This window comes from Burkholderia sp. BCC1644, from assembly GCF_902833225.1.
Taxonomy (GTDB): domain Bacteria; phylum Pseudomonadota; class Gammaproteobacteria; order Burkholderiales; family Burkholderiaceae; genus Burkholderia.
The window spans coordinates 216,369-233,866 of record NZ_CADFEI010000004.1; the positions used below are offsets into that span (position 1 = coordinate 216,369).

Here is a 17,498-nt window from a genome sequence, read left to right on the forward strand (position 1 = left end):
TGTGTTTGTAATGTAAAACAACGAAAAATGAATGCACTTTCTTGCATTGTTTGACATTAAAAGTCGTACAAATGTCTAGAAAATCGACATTTTGAGAGATAGGGTGCGATGAAAATGACAAAAATGCGTGAAAAGGTGCGGCGAAATGCTGCATGCGTGCGTGTCCGGGCAGAAGCCGGTTTCTGCAAATTCGAGATATGTAATGAGCGCCGTCTGTAATTTTTCGAGATGCAGGAAGGTTGTCGGCGCGAGGTCGGCCGACGATCATGTCGAAAGCCGGAAACCGGGCCGCATCGGACCCGCCAACGCAGGCTTCACACGGAAGAACCGGACATGAAACTGCTGCTCGTCGGCGCGACGGGACTCGTCGGGCGCCACGTCCTCGAAGTCGCGCTCGCCGATTCGCGGGTCGATCAGGTGGTCGTCCTCGCGCGCCGGCCGTTGTCGCCGCATCCGAAGATGCGCGCGCTGGAGGTCGATTTCGATCAACTGCCCGACGCGGCCGACTGGTGGCAGGCCGATGCGGTCATTTGCACGCTCGGCACGACGATGCGGGCCGCCGGCTCGCAGGCGGCCTTCCGGCGCGTCGATCACGACTATCCGCTGGCGGTTGCGCGGCTCGCGCACCGGCACGGCACGCCGGCCTACGCGCTGAATTCCGCACTCGGCGCGGATGCTGCATCGCGCATCTTCTACAACCGCGTGAAGGGCGAGGTCGAGCAGGCGCTGGCCGGCGTCGGGTTTGCGTCGCTCACCTATGTGCGGCCGGGCCTGATCGGCGGCAGCCGTGACGAATTCAGGCTCGGCGAGCGGCTGTTCGTGTTCGCGTTGAACGCTGTCGGGCCGGTGCTGCCGGCGAAGTGGCGCGTGAATCCGGCATCGCGGATCGCGCGTGCGCTGGTCGATGCCGCGATCGACGCGCGGCCGGGCGTGCACGTCGTCGCATCGGACCGGCTCGTCTGACGCGCAGCGGGCTGCCCGCGTACCCGGTTATCCGCCCGACAATCCGTCGAGCCCGCCGAACTGTTCGGCGAGCGCCGCGGTGAACGCATCCAGCGCTTCGCTGCCGTCGCAGTTCCGCGGCGTCGCGAGCTGGAATTCGACCGTATGGCTCAGCTTGCTCGCGAGCAGCCGGCGCATCTTTCCGGCGGCGATCCACGGCGCCGCGACGTGGTCGGGCAGGAAGCCGACATGCGCGCCGGACAGGATGAAGATCACGTCGGCATCGACGTTCTCGGAGAATGCGGTCGGCTGCGCGTTGCGCGGCGCGGCGCCCGACGTATTCGTCTTGTAGAGCCGCGCGACGTTGCTCGTGCGCGCGATGTCGTTCACCGACACGTTTTTCTTCGCAAACAGCGGATGTCGCGCGCCGCAATGCAGCGACTGGTGTTCGACGAACAGCGGCGCATGGTGCAGGCCGGCCTGGTGACCGGAGAAATAGCCGATCGCGAGCTGCAGTTCGCCTTTCAGCAGCCTGCGCTCCAGTTCGTCGGGCGGTATCGCGATCATCTCGATCAGCACGTCCGGCGCCTGTTCGCGAAAACGGCCGACGGCCGCCGCGATCGATTCGACGACGTCGGGCGCGAGCCGCTCGGACAAGCCGATGCGCAACTCGCCGAGCAACGTGCCCGACACGTGCTGCGTGTCGCGCGTGAACACGTCCATCGCCTGCAGGAGCCGCCGCGTCGACTGCAGCACGCGTTCGCCTTTCGGCGTCAGCCGGAAGCCGCTTTTGCCGCGATCGCACAGCCGGAACCCGAGCCGCGTCTCGAGCTTGGCCATTTGCGTGCTGATGGTGGACGGCGCCATCCCGAGCGTGCCCTGCGCGGCGCTGAAGCCGCCGCTTTCGACGATCGTCAGAAAGAGCCGCAGCAATTGCAAATCCATGTCTCGGAGTCGGGTCAGCATGGCGATACATCGCGTTTCGTGAAGTCGGCTTATGTTAGTTCATATTTTTCGTTGGATGCCGTGCCGGCAGAATCGGGCACGAGGTCGCCCCCCGCGCGGCCGTGTTCCCCTTCAGACAGGACTCCGACGATGAGCCAGAACGATTTCGCGTTCACGCGCGACAGCCTCTACGGCACGCAGGCCGAACCAACCTTCGCAGGCGCGACGAGTTTCATGCGGCGGCGCTTCAGCCGTGATCTCGACGGTGTCGACCTTGCGATCACCGGCGTGCCGTTCGATTCCGCCGCATCGCACCGGCCCGGCACGCGTTTCGGCCCGCGCGGATTGCGGATCGCGTCGACGGGCATCGCGTGGGCGCGCCCGTGGCCGTGGTCGTTCGATCCGTTCGACGTGCTGGCTGCCGTCGATTACGGCGATTGCGCGTTCGATCTCGGGCAGCCCGAATCCGTGCCGGGCGCGATCGAGCGGCATGCCGATGCGATCCTCGCGCGCGGCTGCGCGATGCTGACGCTCGGTGGCGATCACTTCATCACGTATCCGCTGCTGAAGGCGCATGCGAAGGTGCACGGGCCGCTGTCGCTCGTGCATTTCGATGCGCACACCGACACGTGGCCCGACCGCGACGTGAAGCGCATCGATCACGGGACGATGTTCTATCACGCGGCGCGGGAAGGGTGGGTCGTGCCCGAACGGTCGGCGCAGATCGGCATCCGGACGACCAACGACGAGCCGATGGGATTCGACATCCAGGATGCGCGCCGCGTGCATGCTTCGACGCCGGCCGCGATTGCCGCACGGATTCGCGAGCGCGTCGGCGATCATCCGGTGTACCTCACGTTCGACATCGACTGTCTCGATCCGGCGTTTGCGCCGGGCACGGGTACGCCGGTGTCGGGCGGATTGTCGAGCCACCAGGCGTTCGAGATCCTGCGTCATCTGGACGGCATCAACCTGGTCGGCATGGACGTGGTGGAGGTGTCGCCGCCGTATGATCATGCGGAAATCACGTCGCTGGCCGGTGCGACGATCGCGCTGGAACTGATCTGCCTGCATGCATCGCGCCGGCGGCAGGCAAAGGAAAAATCGATCGATGGATGAACTCGGCTGGCGCAAGGCCGTGCCCGGTGACGCGGCCGCGTGCATCGCACTGCGCGGAAAGACCCGCGAGAACGCGTTCACCGAAGCGCAGTTGCGCGATCTCGGCATCACCGTCGGAAGCTGGGACGACGGGATTCGCGACGGCCTGTTCTCGGGCCATGTGTGCTGCGCGAACGGACGCATGGTCGGCTACTGCTTCGGCGATACGGCTTCGGGCGAGATCGTCGTGCTCGCGATGCTGCCCGAGTACGAAGGCGCGGGGATCGGCAAACGGCTGCTGCGGCACGTAATCGACGATTTCGCGGCGAACGGTTTCACGTCGCTGTTTCTCGGCTGCTCGACCGATCCCGCGTCGCGCTCGTATGGGTTCTACCGGCACCTCGGCTGGATACCGACCGGCAAGCTGGATGAAGCGGGCGATGAAATTCTCACGCTTCACGTCGGGCAGCACGCGTGACCGCATGCGTTGCCGCGGATCGCGACGCTTCGCGATCCGTAAAACTGTTTCGTCATACAAAACAACGATGCAATTGCGGCACGCGCGCTGATCTACGATGGAAGCATTGCTTCCATCGTCGGCACGAATCGTGTGCACTCACTACCGCGCCCCCGGCGAAGACCCGGGCATCAGCGAACTGAAGATCGGCATCGGCGATCTGTATCGCCGCGACCCGTGGGCGCCCGACGTGTATCCGGACTATGCGGCGCCGGTCGCATGCGCCGACGGCGACGGCCTTGCAGTCGCGGCGGCCGTGTTCGGCTTCTGGCCGAAATTCATGCAGCCCGAGCGGCTCGACGAGCATGGCCGGAAAAAGAAGAAGCTCGATACGGTGAACGCGCGTACGGAAACGGTCGGCGCGTCGCGTCTCTACGCGAACGCCTGGCGCAACGGCCAGCGCTGCCTGATCCCGGTGCGCTGGATCTGCGAGCCGTGCTACGAGACCGGGCGCAACGTATGGCACCGGATCGGCGTCGACGGCTGGCAGCCGTACTGCGTCGCCGGTATCTGGCGCCGCTACGGAGACACCGACGGGCGCGTCTGCATCGGCATGGCGATGCTCACGGTGAACGCCGACGATCATCCGCTGTTCGCGCGGATGCATCGGCCGGGTGACGAGAAGCGCGGCGTCGTGATCCTGCGCCGCGACGATTACGACGAATGGCTGCATACGCGCGACATCGAGACCGCGCGGCGCATGCTGACCCTGTTCCCCGCCGATGGCATGACGGCCGAGCCCGACCAGGCACCGCCGGCCGGCGCGTGACCTTTCATTTTTCCGACGCGTGACTTGCGGCGAAATTGCCCGGCCGTGCACCGATTATTCGGACGATTTCGAAAATCGATCGATACCGGGTAATCACCGATATCTCGCAAGTTGTATATACAAGATCATCCGCTGGCAATGTCGGCACACGTCGTGCCGCTTGCGCGCCAGCGTGCAAACCGTGCGTGCGTGGCGCATGCCGGCGATCCACGGCGCCCCGCACCCGCAGAGCCGAAAGGGCGGCTCGCTGCATCCTGTCCCGTTCAAACCATGTGTGGTCCTGAGTATTTTGGAGATTGACCCGTGTCAACGAATTCCAGTGGAAAAGCCGGCGGACTGATCGAGGTACGCTCGATCGACTTCATTCCCGACGCCGAGCGCCACGGCGGCCTGCTGAGCCAGTTCACGCTGTGGCTGTCGGCGAACATGCAGATCACGGCCATCGTCACGGGCGCGCTCGCGGTCGTGCTCGGCGGCGACGTGTTCTGGTCGCTGGTCGCGCTGTTGCTCGGCCAGTTCGTCGGCGGCGCCGTGATGGCGCTGCATGGCGCGCAGGGGCCGCAGCTCGGGCTGCCGCAGATGATCTCGAGCCGCGTGCAGTTCGGCGTGTACGGCGCGATGATTCCGATCGTGCTTGTGTGCCTGATGTATATCGGCTTTTCCGCAAGCGGCTCGGTGCTGGCCGGGCAGGCCGTGGCGCAGCTGCTGCACGTCGATGACGCAGCCGGCATCCTGCTGTTCGCGGCCGTGATCGTCGTGCTGACCGTGTTCGGCTATCGTGCGATCCATGCCGTCGGCCGGATCGCGAGCGTGGTCGGCATCGCCGCGTTCGTCTACATGTTCACGCAGCTGTTCGCGAACCACGACGTCGGCGCGCTGCTCGCCAACCGGCATTTCTCGCTCGCGAGCTTCCTGCTGTCGATGTCGTTGTCCGCGTCGTGGCAGATCGCGTTCGGTCCGTACGTCGCCGACTATTCGCGCTACCTGCCGCGCTCGACGTCGTCGGTCGCGACGTTCCTCGCAGTCGGCCTCGGCTCGGTGATCGGCGCACAGGCGGCGATGGTGTTCGGCGTGTTCGCGGCCGCGCTGGCCGGCAGCCAGTTCGCGCACCATGAAGTGTCGTATATCGTCGGCCTCGGCTCGACGGGTGCCGTGGCTGCGCTGCTGTACTTCAGCATTGCGTTCGGCAAGGTGACGGTGACGGCGCTCAACGCGTACGGCAGCTTCATGTCGATGGCGACGATCGTCAGCGGCTTCCGCGGCAAGGGCGCCGTGTCGTCGAAGAGCCGCCTCGTGTACATCTTCGGGATGATCTGCGTGTCGACGCTGATCGCGCTCGCGGGCCGTCATTCGTTCCTGAAGGAATTCACCGCGTTCATCCTGTTCCTGCTCGCGTTCTTCACGCCGTGGAGCGCGATCAACCTGGTCGACTACTACTGCTTCACGCGCTCGCGCTACGACGTGCCGGCGCTGTCCGATCCGGACGGCCGCTACGGCCGCTGGAACGTGATGGCGATCACGATCTACGTGGTCGGCATCCTCGTGCAGTTGCCCTTCATGTCGACGCACATCTACACGGGGCCACTCGTCGATGCGCTCGGCGGCACCGACATCTCGTGGATCCTCGGGCTGATCGTGCCGGCCGTGCTGTATTACATCGGCGCACGCGCGTCGCGTCGCAGCATCCCTGAACGCCTGATCCTGCCGATCGAACGCGGCGAAGTTCACCACTGACGGTGCCTCTCGCGCATCGGGCCGGCTCGTTGCCGGCCCGAGCGCCGAGCCGGGCGCCGTCTGCGCCAGGCTGACCCGACCGATTCCCATTCCCGCGATACCGGTGCGGCGCGATTGCCGCGCCCGGTGTCGTTTCATTCTCTGCCTATTGAATAGTATGACTAAATATATGAAAGCGCGCGGCGGCGATGGCCGGGCGCGGCCGGCGCACACCGGTCTTCGCACGACGGTCGCAGTTGCGTGCCTCGCCGCATCGGGCACCGTGCTCGCGCAGGACGGCGTCACGTTGTACGGCGTGATCGACGAATTCGCGCAGTACGTGAATACGGGTAACGGCTATACGGCGGCGATCAACTCGGGCGGCCAGTGGGGTAGCCGGTTCGGCTTGAAGGGCGGCGAGGATATCGGCGGCGGGCAGAAGATCGAGTTCGCGCTGGAAAACGGCTTCAATCCGAACGACGGTTCGCTCGCGAGTTCGGGCAGCATGTTCAACCGGCAGGCGTGGGTCGGCATCGCAGGGCAGTGGGGCAAGGTGCGTGCAGGCCGCCAGAATTCGCCGCTGTTCAACGACCAGGGCGGGCAGGATGCGTTCGGCGGCGTCACGCAGGCGTCCGGCATGGACAACCTGACCGTGTTCGCGTTCCGCACGAGCAACACGCTGTCGTACCAGAGCCCGGAGATCGCGGGTTTCCAGGGCGGGCTGTACTTCGGGTTCGGCGATGCGGGCGGCGTGCGCTCGGCCGGTTCCAGCCAGCAGTTCGACCTGACCTACGAACATGGGCCGTTCGGCGCGTTCGTCGCGGGGCAGTGGCTGAAGAACGCGACGGCGACCACGACCGATCGCACGATCATGGCCGGCGCATCGTACGAGATCGGCAAGGCCACCGTGTACGGCGGTTTCTCCGCGGTGAAGTGGGCCGACTTCGGGATCGATTCGCGCGTGTACGGGCTGTCGGTCAAATACCAGTTCAATCCGGCGAATTACGTCGCGCTCGGCTACGCGTATCTGCACGACCAGTCGTCGCAGGGCAACAACGCGGACCAGCTCGGGCTGATGTACGAGTACGACCTGTCGAAGCGCACGAGCTTCTACGGCGCGCTGTCGTACCTGCGCAACCGCAACCAGGCCGGCTACACGCTCGCTGGCGCGGCGAACCCCGGCCTGCCGCTCGCGTATCCGGGCGCGAATGCGCGCGGCGTGCAGCTCGGCATCGTGCATCGCTTCTGACGAGCGCGCCGCGCCGGGCCGCGTGTGCCCGGCGCCTTCCGCCGGCGCATGCGCGCCGTCACTTCCCCAGCCGCTCCGCGAGGGAATAGCGCTGCATGCAGCGCTCCATCGCGTCGAGAAACGCATGCTCGGCCGCGTTCATCTTGCGGTCGCGATGCCACAGCAGGAACACGTCGACGTCGACGAGCCCGTCGTCGGGCGGCAGCCGCCACAGCCGCTGCTGCGCGATGTCGTCGCGCACGATGTGCTCGGGCAGGCAGCCGATTCCGTAGCCTGCGAAGATCAGCCGCCGCACCTCCTCGAGGCTCGGCGACGACGCGACGATGCGGCCCGTGAAACCCTTCTGGTCGCGAAACACGGTGAGCGGCGACAGGCTGTCGCCGATCTGGTCGCTCGTGAACGAGACGAAATTCTCCGCGAGCAGATCGTCCATGCGCAGTTGCGTCTGCCCGAACAGCCGGTGGTGGCGGCCGCAGTAGATCGCATAGCGCTGACGCAGGAAGCAGCGCATCTCCAGCTTGTCGTGCGGCGTGCGGCACAGGCCGAGCCCGGCCGTCGCCGTCTTCTGCAGCAGCGACGACAGGATGTCCGACGAGCGCATCACCTCGATCTGCAGGTCGATGCGCGGATACGCGCGATGGAATTCCGCGAGGAACTCGTCGTAGACGGGCGATTCGATGCGGCTCACCGTCAGCAGCCGGATCGAGCCGGTCAGGTCGGCCGTGCTGTCGTCGATTTCGGTTTCGAGGCGCGAGATGCCGCCATAGATGTCGCTCGCGATCCGGTACACGGCTTCGCCGGCCGGCGTCGGCGCGAAGTGCGCGCCGCGCCGCTCGATCAGCCGGCGTTCGAGCGTCTCCTCGAGCCGACGCAGCGCCTGGCTCACGGCCGGCTGCGTCACGTGCAGGCGCGCGGCCGCACGGCTCACGCTGCGCTCCTGCATGATCACCAGGTAGGTGCGCAACAGGTTCCAGTCGAGGCGGTCGTTCAGGAACGGGGCGAGGTCGGGGCGCATCGGGTCTCCGGGCGAGGCGTCAGGTGGTCATTAGCTGAATTTATACGGCGAATAATAACTTGAAATTTGACTAATGATTTGCGGTCGCCGATAAAGGAGGGGTGCCGCAGCGTGCGGCGCGAGGCCGCGACAGACGGCCGTCGTCACGATATTGCGCGTCGCTCCGCGGCGGCGCGCGTCAGGAGCCCGCATGACCCAGTCCCTTCCTTCCGCCCGCCAGCCGGGACGCGCCGCGACGGCCGCGTTCATCGGCACGATGATCGAGTGGTATGACTTCTACATCTACGCGACGGCCGCCGCGCTCGTGTTCGGCGAACTCTATTTCCCGTCGCATGACCGCTTCGTCAGCACGATGGCGTCGTTCGCGACGTTCGCGGTCGGCTTCTTCGCGCGGCCGCTCGGCGGCGTGATCTTCGGCCACCTCGGCGATCGCATCGGCCGCAAGAAGGCGCTGATGACGACGCTGATGATGATGGGTGTCGCGACCGTGTGCGTCGGGCTGCTGCCCGATTATTCGAAGGTCGGCATGCTCGCACCGGTGCTGCTCGTCGCGCTGCGCGTGGTGCAGGGCATCGCGGTCGGCGGCGAATGGGGAGGCGCGGTGCTGATGGCGGGCGAGCATGCGCCGCAGGGGCGCCGCACGTTCTTCGCGTCGTTCGCGCAGCTCGGCAGCCCGGCCGGGCTGATCCTGTCGCTGATCGCGTTTCGCGCGGTCACGTCGATGGACAAGGCCGACTTCCTCGCATGGGGCTGGCGCCTGCCGTTTCTTGCGAGTTCGGTGCTGCTCGTGGTCGGGATCCTGATCCGGCTCGGCGTGAACGAATCGCCGGAGTTCGCGCGGGTGAAGGAGACGAACCGCACGGTGAAGCTGCCGGTCGCGGAAGTGTTCCGCTCCGCATCGGGGCTCGTGGCGCTTTGCATCGGCGCGAACACGATCGGCATCGCGGGCGTCTATTTCACGAACACGTTCATGATCGCGTACACGACGCAGTACGTCGGCGTGTCGCGTTCGCTGATTCTCGACAGCCTGTTCGCGGTCGCGATCATCCAGTTCATCGCGCAGCCGATCGCGGCCTGGACCGCCGAACGGATCGGCGGCGCGCGCTTCCTGAAGCTCGCGGCGCTGCTCGCGATGCTGTCGCCGTATCCGATGTTCATGCTCGTGCAGGGCGGCACGTCCGCATCGCTGATTGCGGGCATCGCGCTCGCGGTCGTCTGCATGGCCGGCTTCTATTCGGTGATCGCGGGCTTCGTCAGCGACGTGTTTCCCGCGCACGTGCGCTATTCGGCGATCTCGCTTGCGTATCAGATCTGCGGCGCGATCGCAGGTGGCCTGACGCCGCTCGTCGGCACATGGCTCGCGCATCGCTTCGCCGGTCAGTGGTGGCCGCTCGCGGTGTTCTACACGTGTCTTGCCGGCATTTCGCTGCTCTGCATCGTCGCGCTCGACGCGCGCCGCGCGGCGCAACCGGCCGCCGCCGAAGCGCTCGGCTCGCACTGAACCTCAACGAACGAATTCATCCGGAGTGCACATGAAAGACCTGCTGGAAATCAACGGCGCCCGCCTGTGGCAGAGCCTGGCCGACATGGCGCGCGTCGGCGCGACGCCGCGCGGCGGCGTGCGGCGCCTCGCGCTCACCGATGACGACCGGCGCGGGCGCGACCTGTTCGCGCAGTGGTGCCGCGACGCGGGGATGACGGTGAGTGTCGATACGGCCGGCAACCTGTTCGCGCGGCGCGACGGCACCGACGCGCAGGCCGCGCCGGTGCTGATCGGCAGCCACCTCGACACGCAGCCGGAAGGCGGCCGCTTCGACGGCGTCTACGGCGTGCTCGCCGCGCTCGAACTCGTGCGCACGCTGAACGACGCCGGCGTCGCGACCGGCAAGCCGCTCGAGATCGTGTCCTGGACCAACGAGGAAGGCGCGCGTTTCGCGCCGGCGATGCTCGGTTCGGCCGTGTTCACGGGCGCGTTGCCGCTCGACGATGCGCTCGCGAAGCAGGATGCCGACGGCGTCACGCTCGGCGCCGCACTCGACGCGTGCGGCTATCGCGGCACGCGTGCGACGGGCGGCGCGGTCGATGCGTATTTCGAAGCGCATATCGAACAGGGGCCCGTACTCGAGGCGAACGGCACCACGATCGGCATCGTCACGGGCGGGCAGGCGATCCGCTGGCTCGACGTGACGGTGACGGGCGTGGCCGCGCATGCGGGCACGACGCCGATGCCGTATCGCAAGGACGCGTATTTCGCGAGCGCGCAGATCGCGCTCGAACTCGAACGGATCGTCGCCGGCTATGCGCCGCGCGGGCTCGCGACGATCGGGCAGGTCGGGATCCGCAATGCGTCGCGCAACACGATTGCCGGCGACCTGACGTTCACGGTCGACCTGCGCCATCACGACGATGCCGAAGTCGATGCGATGGAGCGCGACTTGCGCGACGCGTGCGCACGCATCGCCGCCGCGCGTGGCGTGCAGGTCGCGATCGAACCCTGCTGGCGCAGCCCGGCGACGCCGTTCGACCGCGACTGCGTCGAACTGGTCGCGCAGGCGGCAGCCGCGTTCGGCTACACGAACGAGCGGATCGTCAGCGGCGCCGGCCACGACGCGATCCTGCTCGCGCGCCGTTTCCCGACCGCGATGGTGTTCATCCCGTGCGTCGACGGCCTGTCGCACAACGAGGCCGAGGACGCGCTGCCCGACGACGTGACGCACGGCACGAACGTGCTGCTTCATGCGGTGCTGGCGCGCGCCGGCATGGCGGCGCGCGTCGAAGCGGCGGCCGCCGCGCACGATGCGTGACGTGACGAATCGACGAGGACGAACGATGAGAACCTATTTCCATCCGGAACAACTGCTGCACCATCCGCGCAGCTACCTGTCGCGTGGCCAGATGCGCGAACCGCAGGAAGTACCCGAACGCGCGGCGCGGCTCGTCGCGGCCGTGCGCGCGCTCGATTTCGACGTGCGCGAACCGGCCGACCGCGGCGCCGCGCCGATCGCGGCCGTGCACGACATGAACTACCTGCGCTTTCTCGAGGACGCGCATCGCGACTGGAAACAGATGCCCGACGACTGGGGCGACGAAGTGATGTCGAACGTGTTCGTGCGCGACCCGAACCCGTTGCGCGGCGTGCTCGCGAAAGCCGCGCGCTACCTCGCCGACGGCAGTTGCCCGGTCGGCGCGAACACGTGGCGCGCTGCGTACTGGTCCGCGCAGGGCGCGCTCGCGGCCGCGGCCGACGTCAACGACGGCGCGCGCGAGGCCTACGCGCTGTGCCGGCCACCCGGCCATCACGCGCGTCGCGATGCGGCCGGCGGCTTCTGCTACCTGAACAATGCGGCGATCGCCGCGCAAACGCTGCTCGGCCGCCATCGTCGCGTCGCCATTCTCGACACCGACATGCATCACGGGCAGGGCGTGCAGGAGATCTTCTACGGCCGGGACGATGTGTTGTACGTCTCGATCCACGGCGATCCGACCAACTTCTATCCGGTCGTCGCGGGCTACGAGGAAGAGACGGGCGCGGGCGCCGGCGCCGGCTTCAACCTCAACCTGCCGATGCCGCACGGTTCGCCGGAATCGGCATTCTTCGAGCGGCTCGACGACGCGCTGCGCGCTGTCGCGCGATTCCAGCCCGATGCGCTCGTGCTCGCGCTCGGCTTCGACATCTACAAGGACGATCCGCAATCGCAGGTTGCCGTCACGACCGACGGGTTCGGGCGGCTCGGCGGGGCGATCGGTGCGCTCGGGTTGCCGACGGTGATCGTGCAGGAGGGCGGCTATCACCTTGAAAGCCTTGACGCCAACGCTCGTGCGTTCTTCGGCGGGTTTGCCGCCGCACGCTGACCGATTCGGCGGGGCCGGATCGCGCGTGCGCGGGTTCAAGTTTTCCGTGTGCATGCCGATAATTCGTGCATATGCTGGATGGATGCACGAAGGAGGGCCGCACGATGACAGCCGGCCAAATCAGACGCGGTGCGATCGCGCTCGCCATGCTGAGCGCAGGGTCGCTCGCGGGTGCAGCGGAACCCTCGATTCCGCTGCGCGTCAGTCTCACCATTCCGGAAACCTGCACGATCGGTACCGACGTTCGACAGGCCGCCGACGCCGACATGCCGAGCGTCAGCTGCGCGCACGGCACGCCGTTCGTGCTGAGCCACGCGCCGCTGCCCGATCTGCGATCGGCGCCGCGTAGCGTCGGCGCGGGTGCGCCGCCCGCATGGACCGTCACGTTCTGAACGGCAGGCCCGCGCGGGCCCGCGATTTCCGCTAGAAACTGATCGTCGCGGTGATCGTGTCGCTGTAGTTGCCGGGCGCGGGGGTGGTCTGCGCCGGCACCGCGCCGTACACGGTCACGACCTGCGACGTACCCGTGCCGACACCCGTGACGGTCGAGCTGCCGCTCGTGCCGTCGCCCCACGCGATCGAGCGTGCGGCATCCGTATAAAGCCCGTAATTGATCGTGCCGCCCCCGCCGCTGCGCTGCATCTGGCGCGCGGTCACGCTGCCGGCGCCGCCGCCGTTCAGCGCGATTTTCCACGCGTCGCCGTTCGTACACTGCGCGGTGATCGAGCCGGTCGCCGTGAGCGCGCCGGACAGCACGCTCGCGGTGCCGAAGCTGACGTTGGTCGCACTGATGTTGCAGTTGTTGATCACGTTCGCCGTTGCGCTGAACGGGAAGGTGCCGTTCGACGCCGTCAACGACGGGCAGGTCGGCGCACCGAGCAGGTAGAACCCCGCGTTGATCGATGTCGTGTTGCCGCCGAACGTCTGCGAATAGGTCGTCGTGTTGTTGCCCGTCGTCGGCACGGTCGGCTGGTTCGACGTGATCTGTCCGTAGATCGTGACCGTCGCGCTCGCGCTCGTTCCGAGCGCGGGCTTGACGAGCGTGACGGACGCGGGCGTCGTGCCGGAATACACGGAGCCCCATGCGACCGAATGGGCGGCGTCCAGGTACAGGTCGTACTGCATCGAGTTGGTGCCGTTGACGAGGCTGCGCGGGCTCGTGCCGCCGAGATTCAGGCACACGAGCACGTTCGGCGTCAGCGTGATGGCCGACCACGTGCACGTGATGCTGACGGTGCCGGTCGCGGCGACCGATGCGCGCGAGATCGGGCTGACCGAGCCGAAGCTCACCGTCGACGCGGTGGCCGTGCACGACTCGGCCTGTGCGTGACGCGGCACGCCGCACCACACGGCGAGCGCCAGGACGAGCAGCAGCACGACCCTCATGGCGCCGCCCGGCAGGTGAGCGGGCCGATGGTCGGCAGCGTGCCGTTGCCGGGTGCGGCGAACGCGAATTCCGCGGCGCAGCGTTGCGTGCCGTAGTCGATCACGAGATGGTTGTCGTCCTTCAGCCCGTCGATGAACGTGAGCCCGTCGTAGCCGACGATCGTGTCCGCGCCGCTTTCGGCGTGATGCACGCGTGCGCCGGCCGGCAGCGGATTCCCGGCAGCATCGCGCAGGATCACCGATGCAGCGCGGTAGCGCGACACGCCGAAATGCGCGACGACGCCCGATTGCGCCTGCGGCACGATCGTCATCGACGTGCGGGCGATCCGCGCATCGGCCGGCAGTTTCATCGAATCGATCGCGACCTGGTTGTTCTGGTACGCGTTCAGGTCGGGCACGAGCAGATGGCCCGCGCGATCGGTCGTGCCGATCACGCGGTTCTCGTGCAGCACCGGGATGCCCGCGACGCCGTCGGTCGACACCAGTGCGAAGCCGTCGTCGATGCGGCGCGACAACTGCAGGCTGCTGTCCATCAACACGAGTGCGCCGCTGACGTCGAGCGACGCACCGGTCTGCCGGTCGATGTTCTGCGCGGCGGCGATGACCTCGCCGGCACGGCCGAGATAGCGCAACTGCGCCTGCCGGTAGGGCACCGCGCCCGTGCCGCCGGTCTGCACGCCCCAGCCCCAGCCGCCGTCGTAGTCGGGCGGGCGGCTCGCGTCGACGCTGTAGTTCGACTGGCCGCGCTGGCGGCCGACGGTCGCGTTGATCGACGTGTTGCGGCCGAGCCCGATGTTCAGCGACACGAAGGCGCCACTCGCGCCCTGCTGCGCGAAATCGCGGTATGCGCTGACGCTCAGCGACGCGAGATCGCCGAAGCTCAGCGTGTACGACACGGTGCCGATCCGCGCACTCGGGCCTTGCGGCAGCCGGTAGCCGATATAGCTGAGCGACAGGGTCTGACGGTGCATGAACGGCAGCGCGAGCGTCGCCTGGTCGGTCGCCGACGGCACCGGCGCGCCGTCGCGCGATGCCAGATCGCCGTAGCGGCCGAATGCGCGGATCGTCTGCGCGTTGATCGAGAAGCGCGGTTCGATCAGCTGGTAGCCGACGCTCACCTGCGTGCCCGGATAGCGGCCGGCGCTGCCCGCGACCGCGCCGCTCACGACGCCCGCGTAGCCGAGCCGCATCAACGCGCCGACGCCGGCATTGAGCACGCCGCCGGTCGCTTCCGCATGCCCCTCGACGGTCAGCGCGTCGCTCACGCCGCGCCGCATCGAGCCGCTGACGGCCGGCCGCGCGTCGTAGTCGAACGACTGCAGCGCATAGTTGCGGCGCAGGAAGCCGGCTTCGAACGAATAGCTCGACAGCCCGGCCGACAGCATGCGTGTATCGACGTAGAGCGGCACCGACGTCGCGACCGTGCGCCCGAGCGCGTCGCGCGTGATGACGGTCGCCTGGCCGGCGCCGGTGATGCCCGGCACGTCGTGGATGATGAACGGGCCGCTCGGCACGTTGCCGGTGTACTGCCGCACGTTGTTGATGTACAGGTCGACCGCCGACGGCACCGCGGCGGAGCCTGCGAGCGACGGAATCGGGAACGTCACGAGGTCCGGCCGCAGCGCGAAGTTGCTGCGCCACTGGAAGCCGCCGAAGCGCACCGAGCGCGTCCACGCGAGCGATCCCGAGATCGCGTCGCCGATCTGCGTCGTGCTCGGCCGCGCCGGGTCCGAGCGGCTCCACGACGTATCGAAGCGTGTGTAGCGCTGCTGGCCGTTGTAGAAATACGCGGTGCCGGTGGTGTTGAACACGCCGTTCGGATCGAAGTAGCGCACGTCGGTGTAGAGCGAGAACTGCCGGTCGCCGATCGTCTGGGCATACGCCTCGTAGTTGATCGCGAGCCCGCGCGACGCGGTGGCCGCCTGCGTGGCCGGCAATGCGCGGCTGTCGACCGCGTACGGGCGGCGCAGCGTGTCGGTCATCTGCAGGTCGACGCTCTGGCGTGCGGCGTCGTAGCGATAGTGCAGGCCGGGAATCGTGTCGAGCTCGACCGTCGCCGCGTCGGCGATGCCGAGCCGGTCGGTCGCGAAGCCGATCGTGCGCAGGTCGGCGCCGCTCGCGGACAGGTGGCCGTCGCGTTCGCGGAAATGCGCGAGCAGCGCCGTGTTTTCGCCGTTGACGCTGACTTCGAGGATCACGTCGTGTGTGCTGTCGGTCATCACGAGCGCCGCCGGTTCGTCCGCGCGAGCACCGCAGGGCACGAGCAGGCGGCCAGCCACGACGGCCGCGAGCACGATGCGCCGGGTGCGTCGCGACGTTCCGCGTCCGTTGGCCGGGAGCGCGCCGGCGCGTGGCGAGGGGGAAGAGGCCGGGCGGCGCACCGGCGGGCTAGCCCGGCGGCTCCACCGCGACGACCGCGCTGGCCGGCTGCGAATTGACGGCCGCTCGCACCGTGACCTTGCCGCCGAGCGTGACGCCGGCCGGCAGCGGCACGCTCCACTGGCCCGTGCGGCCGGCGAGCGCATAGCCGAGCAGCCCGTGCGTGAGCGGGTACGCATGGCCGTCGCCGGTCACGAGCTCGACCGATGCCAGTTGCGCGCGCCGCGCACCGCCGTTGCGCACGCGCAGCACCCAGCCGCCGTTGCTGCGCGCGAGCGCCCAGTCGAGTTGCGGCGCGCCGTTGGTCGGCGGTTCGACGAATACCGGAATCGAATAGCGCAGCCGGATCGACACGCCGTTGGTCGGCGCCTCGCCGGGCTGCGGCAGTTCGTCGATCAGCAGCCGGTAGCTCTGCTCGACGCCGGACGGCGTGCGCGATGCGCGCACGACGCGGATCAGCTGTTCGGACTGCGTGCCGACCTCGATCAGCGGCGGGCTCGCGACGAGATCCTGCGTGGGCGTCAGCGTGTCCTGGCCGTCGGCCTGGTCCCACCGGAACACGCGTACCTGTCCGTAGACGGGCCGCTCGCCCGGATTGCGCAGCGTGATGCCGGTGGCCGTGTCGTCGGTGCCGAATTCGATCGTGACGGGGGAAATCTGCAGCGACGCGGCGTGCGCGGCGCCGGCCGCGCACAGCAGCGCGGCGAGCGTTCGACGTAATACGGTCATGCGATGCGGCGCCGGTCAGAAGTAGACGGTTGCGGTGACGGTCGTCTGATAGGTGTCCGGCTTCGGCGTGGCTTGCGCGGGCACCTGGCCGTAGACGGTCAGCGCCTGCGCGGCGCCCGTGCCGGTGCCGGCCACGGTGTTGGTGCCTTGCGTGTTGCCCCAGATCGTCGTGCGCCCGGCATCCTGGTACAGCTGGAAGCCGACGGTCGTCGTCGTGTTGCCGGTCGAGGTGCCGGCCATCAGGCGGCTCGCGACGCTCGACCCCGTGACCGTACCGGCATCGAGGCCGACGTTGTACGGCGTCGTGTTGGTGCAGGTGACGCTGACGGTCGTCTGCTGGTTGATCGCGGTGGCCAGCACGCCGTTGGTCCCGAAGGCCAGCGGGTTCGCGCCGATCGTGCAGTTCGGCTGCAGCGTCAGCGTGACGTTGAAGGTGGCGGTCGCAGTGCCGTTCGAATAGGTAGCGGCGTCGGCGGCCGGCGTCGAAAGGCCGATTGACAGCGCGAGCGACAATGTCGTTGAAGCGATGGCGACTTTCACCCTGATCCCTCATCGGTCGGTATTTCATTGGATTTATGCCGCGCTCCGCCTGCCGCGGCATGGTAAATGCTGATACGAATCGATGAGTCTTTCAATCTTAAAGTTTAGGCTGTTTCATCTTGTTACAGTTTGGTCGAATAATGATTGAACAAAGCCGGAAAACATTACGCTTTTCGATTTTGTCTTGTGTGCGCCAGGCGAAAGATTTTCCTGCGCAGCGGAAATTGCTGCGCGCCCGATGCAGGGTGTGAATCGATTTTTCCGATTGGCGTGACGGATTGAATCGGCTGATACGGAATGGATAATTAGCGCGCGTGGTGAAATGAGAGTGACGAAAGATGAATCATTTCGGAAGACTGAATCG

At 67.2% G+C, this 17,498-nt stretch carries 16 protein-coding genes; 10 read left to right on the top strand and 6 right to left on the bottom strand.

The window, feature by feature from the left end:
* Positions 1-333: 333 nt before the first annotated feature.
* A complete protein-coding gene (locus HWX87_RS09780) occupies positions 334-963 on the top strand; it encodes an NAD(P)H-binding protein (RefSeq protein ID WP_176046952.1) in 630 nt (209 codons plus the stop codon).
* Positions 964-990: 27 nt separating this feature from the next.
* Here HWX87_RS09780 and HWX87_RS09785 read toward each other — a convergent pair whose 3' ends face one another.
* Positions 991-1,908, bottom strand: coding sequence for a LysR family transcriptional regulator (locus HWX87_RS09785; RefSeq protein WP_176046953.1), 918 nt, complete (start codon positions 1,906-1,908; stop codon positions 991-993).
* A 129-nt stretch (positions 1,909-2,037) separates the two neighbouring features.
* Between HWX87_RS09785 and speB the strand changes: the two genes are divergently transcribed.
* From speB to HWX87_RS09810, 5 genes are all read left to right on the top strand, one after another.
* Positions 2,038-3,006: an agmatinase gene (speB, locus tag HWX87_RS09790; RefSeq protein WP_176046954.1), complete on the top strand. Its 969-nt coding sequence runs from the start codon at positions 2,038-2,040 to the stop codon at positions 3,004-3,006.
* The gene (locus HWX87_RS09795; protein ID WP_176046955.1) at positions 2,999-3,463 is read left to right on the top strand and encodes a GNAT family N-acetyltransferase; all 465 of its coding nucleotides are present in this window, start codon (positions 2,999-3,001) and stop codon (positions 3,461-3,463) included. Before speB ends, HWX87_RS09795 begins: the two co-directional genes overlap by 8 nt.
* Before the next feature lie 130 nt (positions 3,464-3,593).
* The gene (locus HWX87_RS09800; RefSeq protein ID WP_176047158.1) at positions 3,594-4,271 is read left to right on the top strand and encodes an SOS response-associated peptidase family protein; all 678 of its coding nucleotides are present in this window, start codon (positions 3,594-3,596) and stop codon (positions 4,269-4,271) included.
* Positions 4,272-4,574: 303 nt separating this feature from the next.
* On the top strand, positions 4,575-6,005 hold the full coding sequence (locus HWX87_RS09805) for a cytosine permease (protein ID WP_176046956.1): 1,431 nt from the start codon (positions 4,575-4,577) through the stop codon (positions 6,003-6,005).
* A 157-nt stretch (positions 6,006-6,162) separates the two neighbouring features.
* The gene (locus HWX87_RS09810; protein ID WP_176046957.1) at positions 6,163-7,233 is read left to right on the top strand and encodes a porin; all 1,071 of its coding nucleotides are present in this window, start codon (positions 6,163-6,165) and stop codon (positions 7,231-7,233) included.
* Positions 7,234-7,291: 58 nt separating this feature from the next.
* On the opposite strand, the gene HWX87_RS09815 is transcribed toward HWX87_RS09810, so the two are convergent.
* Entirely contained in the window at positions 7,292-8,248 is a 957-nt protein-coding gene (locus tag HWX87_RS09815) for a LysR family transcriptional regulator (protein WP_175842843.1), read from the bottom strand.
* 190 nt (positions 8,249-8,438) lie between these two features.
* Here HWX87_RS09815 and HWX87_RS09820 point away from each other — a divergent pair, with 190 nt between their 5' ends.
* From HWX87_RS09820 to HWX87_RS09835, 4 genes are all read left to right on the top strand, one after another.
* Positions 8,439-9,749, top strand: a complete 1,311-nt coding sequence (locus HWX87_RS09820) for an MFS transporter (protein WP_176046958.1) — start codon at positions 8,439-8,441, stop codon at positions 9,747-9,749.
* Positions 9,750-9,780: 31 nt separating this feature from the next.
* Positions 9,781-11,052 (top strand): Zn-dependent hydrolase, encoded by a 1,272-nt coding sequence (locus HWX87_RS09825; RefSeq protein ID WP_176046959.1) that lies wholly within the window; start codon positions 9,781-9,783, stop codon positions 11,050-11,052.
* 25 nt (positions 11,053-11,077) lie between these two features.
* The gene (locus HWX87_RS09830; RefSeq protein ID WP_176046960.1) at positions 11,078-12,100 is read left to right on the top strand and encodes a histone deacetylase family protein; all 1,023 of its coding nucleotides are present in this window, start codon (positions 11,078-11,080) and stop codon (positions 12,098-12,100) included.
* A gap of 104 nt (positions 12,101-12,204) precedes the next feature.
* Complete coding sequence (locus HWX87_RS09835) at positions 12,205-12,492, top strand: hypothetical protein (protein ID WP_176046961.1); 288 nt, start codon at positions 12,205-12,207, stop codon at positions 12,490-12,492.
* Positions 12,493-12,523: 31 nt separating this feature from the next.
* Here HWX87_RS09835 and HWX87_RS09840 read toward each other — a convergent pair whose 3' ends face one another.
* From HWX87_RS09840 to HWX87_RS09855, 4 genes are read right to left on the bottom strand one after another with little or no spacing between them, the layout of a single operon-like run.
* Complete coding sequence (locus HWX87_RS09840) at positions 12,524-13,486, bottom strand: spore coat U domain-containing protein (protein WP_176046962.1); 963 nt, start codon at positions 13,484-13,486, stop codon at positions 12,524-12,526.
* The gene (locus HWX87_RS09845) at positions 13,483-15,867 is read right to left on the bottom strand and encodes a fimbria/pilus outer membrane usher protein (protein WP_176046963.1); all 2,385 of its coding nucleotides are present in this window, start codon (positions 15,865-15,867) and stop codon (positions 13,483-13,485) included. The genes HWX87_RS09840 and HWX87_RS09845 overlap by 4 nt, the downstream gene beginning before the upstream one ends.
* Before the next feature lie 7 nt (positions 15,868-15,874).
* Entirely contained in the window at positions 15,875-16,594 is a 720-nt protein-coding gene (locus tag HWX87_RS09850; protein ID WP_176046964.1) for a fimbria/pilus periplasmic chaperone, read from the bottom strand.
* A gap of 15 nt (positions 16,595-16,609) precedes the next feature.
* Positions 16,610-17,107, bottom strand: coding sequence for a spore coat U domain-containing protein (locus HWX87_RS09855; protein WP_176047159.1), 498 nt, complete (start codon positions 17,105-17,107; stop codon positions 16,610-16,612).
* Positions 17,108-17,498: the final 391 nt, after the last annotated feature.

Coding starts and splice junctions, on each gene's coding strand:
- speB (WP_176046954.1), top strand. CDS start 2,038: ATGAGCCAGAACGATTTCGCGTTCACGCGCGACAGCCTCTACGGCACG.
- HWX87_RS09835 (WP_176046961.1), top strand. CDS start 12,205: ATGACAGCCGGCCAAATCAGACGCGGTGCGATCGCGCTCGCCATGCTG.
- HWX87_RS09830 (WP_176046960.1), top strand. CDS start 11,078: ATGAGAACCTATTTCCATCCGGAACAACTGCTGCACCATCCGCGCAGC.
- HWX87_RS09815 (WP_175842843.1), bottom strand. CDS start 8,248: ATGCGCCCCGACCTCGCCCCGTTCCTGAACGACCGCCTCGACTGGAAC.
- HWX87_RS09850 (WP_176046964.1), bottom strand. CDS start 16,594: ATGACCGTATTACGTCGAACGCTCGCCGCGCTGCTGTGCGCGGCCGGC.
- HWX87_RS09780 (WP_176046952.1), top strand. CDS start 334: ATGAAACTGCTGCTCGTCGGCGCGACGGGACTCGTCGGGCGCCACGTC.
- HWX87_RS09840 (WP_176046962.1), bottom strand. CDS start 13,486: ATGAGGGTCGTGCTGCTGCTCGTCCTGGCGCTCGCCGTGTGGTGCGGC.
- HWX87_RS09825 (WP_176046959.1), top strand. CDS start 9,781: ATGAAAGACCTGCTGGAAATCAACGGCGCCCGCCTGTGGCAGAGCCTG.
- HWX87_RS09810 (WP_176046957.1), top strand. CDS start 6,163: ATGACTAAATATATGAAAGCGCGCGGCGGCGATGGCCGGGCGCGGCCG.
- HWX87_RS09785 (WP_176046953.1), bottom strand. CDS start 1,908: ATGCTGACCCGACTCCGAGACATGGATTTGCAATTGCTGCGGCTCTTT.
- HWX87_RS09820 (WP_176046958.1), top strand. CDS start 8,439: ATGACCCAGTCCCTTCCTTCCGCCCGCCAGCCGGGACGCGCCGCGACG.
- HWX87_RS09795 (WP_176046955.1), top strand. CDS start 2,999: ATGGATGAACTCGGCTGGCGCAAGGCCGTGCCCGGTGACGCGGCCGCG.